The organism is Paenarthrobacter sp. NPDC089307 (genome assembly GCF_040685055.1).
GTDB lineage: Bacteria > Actinomycetota > Actinomycetes > Actinomycetales > Micrococcaceae > Arthrobacter.
This window is the reverse complement of the sequence record NZ_JBFBHE010000011.1, coordinates 1-5,382: the sequence shown is the minus strand read 5'-3', so window position 1 is coordinate 5,382 and position 5,382 is coordinate 1. Positions and strand designations below refer to the sequence as shown.

The 5,382-nt window shown below is 55.7% G+C and carries 2 rRNA genes; both read left to right on the top strand.

Annotated elements, in window-relative coordinates:
- The first annotated feature begins 108 nt into the window (after window positions 1-108).
- A 16S ribosomal RNA gene (locus AB0N72_RS20190) occupies window positions 109-1,627 on the top strand.
- A gap of 550 nt (window positions 1,628-2,177) precedes the next feature.
- A 23S ribosomal RNA gene (locus AB0N72_RS20185) occupies window positions 2,178-5,324 on the top strand.
- The 16S and 23S rRNA genes sit together here, the layout of an rRNA operon.
- The last annotated feature ends 58 nt before the right edge of the window (window positions 5,325-5,382 follow it).

The following is a 5,382-nucleotide window of genomic DNA, read 5'->3' as shown; positions in this document are numbered from 1 at the left end:
GCACCCCCGTGTGTGGTGGTCTGGTTTTCAGCTGGTTTCGAATTTTGTGCAGCCGCGTTCTACCGTTATTTCCGGTGGGTGTGGTTGTGTCTGTTTGATTTTTTGTTTTCAACGGAGAGTTTGATCCTGGCTCAGGATGAACGCTGGCGGCGTGCTTAACACATGCAAGTCGAACGATGATCCCAGCTTGCTGGGGGATTAGTGGCGAACGGGTGAGTAACACGTGAGTAACCTGCCCTTGACTCTGGGATAAGCCTGGGAAACTGGGTCTAATACCGGATATGACTCCTCATCGCATGGTGGGGGGTGGAAAGCTTTTGTGGTTTTGGATGGACTCGCGGCCTATCAGCTTGTTGGTGGGGTAATGGCCTACCAAGGCGACGACGGGTAGCCGGCCTGAGAGGGTGACCGGCCACACTGGGACTGAGACACGGCCCAGACTCCTACGGGAGGCAGCAGTGGGGAATATTGCACAATGGGCGCAAGCCTGATGCAGCGACGCCGCGTGAGGGATGACGGCCTTCGGGTTGTAAACCTCTTTCAGTAGGGAAGAAGCGTAAGTGACGGTACCTGCAGAAGAAGCGCCGGCTAACTACGTGCCAGCAGCCGCGGTAATACGTAGGGCGCAAGCGTTATCCGGAATTATTGGGCGTAAAGAGCTCGTAGGCGGTTTGTCGCGTCTGCTGTGAAAGACCGGGGCTCAACTCCGGTTCTGCAGTGGGTACGGGCAGACTAGAGTGCAGTAGGGGAGACTGGAATTCCTGGTGTAGCGGTGAAATGCGCAGATATCAGGAGGAACACCGATGGCGAAGGCAGGTCTCTGGGCTGTAACTGACGCTGAGGAGCGAAAGCATGGGGAGCGAACAGGATTAGATACCCTGGTAGTCCATGCCGTAAACGTTGGGCACTAGGTGTGGGGGACATTCCACGTTTTCCGCGCCGTAGCTAACGCATTAAGTGCCCCGCCTGGGGAGTACGGCCGCAAGGCTAAAACTCAAAGGAATTGACGGGGGCCCGCACAAGCGGCGGAGCATGCGGATTAATTCGATGCAACGCGAAGAACCTTACCAAGGCTTGACATGAACCGGAAAGACCTGGAAACAGGTGCCCCGCTTGCGGTCGGTTTACAGGTGGTGCATGGTTGTCGTCAGCTCGTGTCGTGAGATGTTGGGTTAAGTCCCGCAACGAGCGCAACCCTCGTTCTATGTTGCCAGCGGTTCGGCCGGGGACTCATAGGAGACTGCCGGGGTCAACTCGGAGGAAGGTGGGGACGACGTCAAATCATCATGCCCCTTATGTCTTGGGCTTCACGCATGCTACAATGGCCGGTACAAAGGGTTGCGATACTGTGAGGTGGAGCTAATCCCAAAAAGCCGGTCTCAGTTCGGATTGGGGTCTGCAACTCGACCCCATGAAGTCGGAGTCGCTAGTAATCGCAGATCAGCAACGCTGCGGTGAATACGTTCCCGGGCCTTGTACACACCGCCCGTCAAGTCACGAAAGTTGGTAACACCCGAAGCCGGTGGCCTAACCCTTGTGGGGGGAGCCGTCGAAGGTGGGACCGGCGATTGGGACTAAGTCGTAACAAGGTAGCCGTACCGGAAGGTGCGGCTGGATCACCTCCTTTCTAAGGAGCTGCTTGCAATTGCTGGTGTCCGTACATGCGGGCATGTGGTGGTTGTCAGTGTTGCCCATTGCGCAGGCGTTTGTTCTGCGGTGGGTGCTCATGGGTGGAATATCAACGAATCAATGTTTTTTGGCATGGCCTGTGTGGTTGTGTCCTGGTGCCAGTACGGCGGCCGTCTGTTTGCTCTCCTTGTGGGGGGTGGGTGGTGGTTGTTGGGAACGTTCCGGGGTGTGGTCTGTGTGGGTTGTGTTTGGCGCACTGTTGGGTCCTGAGGCAACAGGACCTTTTGCAGCAATGCAGGGGACACAGTTCTGGTGTTTCTTTGTTTGTTCCTGCTTCCGGTTCCGCGGCGCCCCGTTTGTGTGGGTGTGGTGGTCTGGTTGATGGGGTTGTTGTTTGAGAACTACATAGTGGACGCGAGCATCGAGGATGCATGCTGTGCCGGCTCTTTTGGGTTGGTGGGGTGTGTGTTCTTACAGCAATTTCTTATGAATGAACCTGGCCCTTGTGGTCGTGGTTCTCTCGAGTAAGTTTTTGATCATGTTTGTGTGGTCAAGTTTTTAAGGGCACACGGTGGATGCCTTGGCATTAGGAGCCGAAGAAGGACGTAGGAATCTGCGATAAGCCTGGGGGAGTTGATAACCGAGCGTTGATCCCAGGATGTCCGAATGGGGAAACCCCGCACAACGCTGTTAAAGGTGATTGTGTGACCCGCATCTGAACACATAGGGTGCGTGGGGGGAACGCGGGGAAGTGAAACATCTCAGTACCCGCAGGAAGAGAAAACAAGAGTGATTCCGTTAGTAGTGGCGAGCGAACGCGGATGAGGCTAAACCGTTTCCATGTGTGATAGCCGGCGGGCGTTGCATGGGCGGGGTTGTGGGACTTTCCGTTCTGGTTCTGCCGGGCCAGTGAGGTGAGAGTGCGTGCATAGGTGAACGGTCTTGAAAGGCCGGCCAGAGAGGGTGTGAGCCCCGTAACCGTAATGTTGTGTGCCGCCTGGAGAGTATCCCAAGTAGCACGGGGCCCGAGAAATCCCGTGCGAATCTGTCAGGACCACCTGATAAGCCTAAATACTTCCTAATGACCGATAGCGGACCAGTACCGTGAGGGAAAGGTGAAAAGTACCCCGGGAGGGGAGTGAAACAGTACCTGAAACCGTGTGCTTACAATCCGTCGGAGCAGTCTTGGTTACTGTGACGGCGTGCCTTTTGAAGAATGAGCCTGCGAGTTAGTGTTACGTCGCGAGGTTAACCCGTGTGGGGTAGCCGTAGCGAAAGCGAGTCTGAACAGGGCGAGTGTAGTGGCGTGATCTAGACCCGAAGCGGAGTGATCTACCCATGGCCAGGTTGAAGCGACGGTAAGACGTCGTGGAGGACCGAACCCACTTCAGTTGAAAATGGAGGGGATGAGCTGTGGGTAGGGGTGAAAGGCCAATCAAACTCCGTGATAGCTGGTTCTCCCCGAAATGCATTTAGGTGCAGCGTTGCGTGTTTCTTGCCGGAGGTAGAGCTACTGGATGGCCGATGGGCCCTACAAGGTTACTGACGTCAGCCAAACTCCGAATGCCGGTAAGTCAGAGCGCAGCAGTGAGACTGTGGGGGATAAGCTTCATAGTCGAGAGGGAAACAGCCCAGACCACCAACTAAGGCCCCTAAGCGTGTGCTAAGTGGGAAAGGATGTGGAGTTGCGAAGACAACCAGGAGGTTGGCTTAGAAGCAGCCATCCTTGAAAGAGTGCGTAATAGCTCACTGGTCAAGTGATTCCGCGCCGACAATGTAGCGGGGCTCAAGTACACCGCCGAAGTTGTGGATTTCACACAGTACCCTAGCCTTCGTGGTTCAGGGGTGTGGAGTGGTAGGGGAGCGTCGTGTGGGCAGTGAAGTCGCGGTGGAAACCAGCGGTGGAGCCTACACGAGTGAGAATGCAGGCATGAGTAGCGAAAGACGGGTGAGAAACCCGTCCGCCGAATGATCAAGGGTTCCAGGGTCAAGCTAATCTGCCCTGGGTAAGTCGGGACCTAAGGCGAGGCCGACAGGCGTAGTCGATGGACAACGGGTTGATATTCCCGTACCGGCGAAAAACCGCCCATGCCAAGCGGGGGATACTAACCGCCCGGAGCCTGCCCGCTCACCCTTGTGGTGTTGTGGGTTTTGGCCGAGCGCGGGACCTGATCCCGGGAGGTAAGCGTATTAACAGGTGTGACGCAGGAAGGTAGCCGGGCCGGGCGATGGTTGCCCCGGTCTAAGGATGTAGGGTCAGGGATAGGCAAATCCGTTCCTGTGTGTTTCGAGCACGATCCTGAGATCTGATGGGACTCCCGTATGGGGGGATCCGGTGATCCTATGCTGCCAAGAAAAGCATCGACGCGAGGTTTTAGCCGCCCGTACCCCAAACCGACACAGGTGATCAGGTAGAGAATACCAAGGCGATCGAGAGAATTATGGTTAAGGAACTCGGCAAAATGCCCCCGTAACTTCGGGAGAAGGGGGGCCTGCCCCGTGATGGAGACTTGCTCTCCGTGAGCGGGTGTGGGCCGCAGAGACCAGGGGGAAGCGACTGTTTACTAAAAACACAGGTCCGTGCGAAGTCGCAAGACGATGTATACGGACTGACTCCTGCCCGGTGCTGGAAGGTTAAGAGGACCGGTTAGCCCCTTGTGGGCGAAGCTGAGAATTTAAGCCCCAGTAAACGGCGGTGGTAACTATAACCATCCTAAGGTAGCGAAATTCCTTGTCGGGTAAGTTCCGACCTGCACGAATGGAGTAACGACTTCCCCGCTGTCTCAACCATAAACTCGGCGAAATTGCAGTACGAGTAAAGATGCTCGTTACGCGCAGCAGGACGGAAAGACCCCGAGACCTTTACTATAGTTTGGTATTGGTGTTCGGAGTGGCTTGTGTAGGATAGGTGGGAGACGTTGAAGCCCGGACGCCAGTTCGGGTGGAGTCATCGTTGAAATACCACTCTGGTCACTTTGGACATCTAACTTCGGCCCGTGATCCGGGTCAGGGACAGTGCCTGATGGGTAGTTTAACTGGGGCGGTTGCCTCCTAAAAAGTAACGGAGGCGCCCAAAGGTTCCCTCAGCCTGGTTGGCAATCAGGTGTCGAGTGTAAGTGCACAAGGGAGCTTGACTGTGAGAGAGACATCTCGAGCAGGGACGAAAGTCGGGACTAGTGATCCGGCGGTACATTGTGGAATGGCCGTCGCTCAACGGATAAAAGGTACCTCGGGGATAACAGGCTGATCTTGCCCAAGAGTCCATATCGACGGCATGGTTTGGCACCTCGATGTCGGCTCGTCGCATCCTGGGGCTGGAGTAGGTCCCAAGGGTTGGGCTGTTCGCCCATTAAAGCGGTACGCGAGCTGGGTTTAGAACGTCGTGAGACAGTTCGGTCCCTATCCGCTGCGCGCGCAGGAAATTTGAGAAGGGCTGTCCTTAGTACGAGAGGACCGGGACGGACGAACCTCTGGTGTGTCAGTTGTACTGCCAAGTGCATCGCTGATTAGCTACGTTCGGATGGGATAACCGCTGAAAGCATCTAAGCGGGAAGCTCGCTTCAAGATGAGATTTCCATACACAACATGTGTGAGAGGCCCCCAGCCAGACCACTGGGTTGATAGGCCGGATGTGGAAGCGAGGACTAAAGACTCGTGAAGCTGACCGGTACTAATAGGCCAACAACTTACACCACACAACACACACTGCACGCGTCCACTATGTGGTTCCCGAACAACAACCGTTCCAGGAAC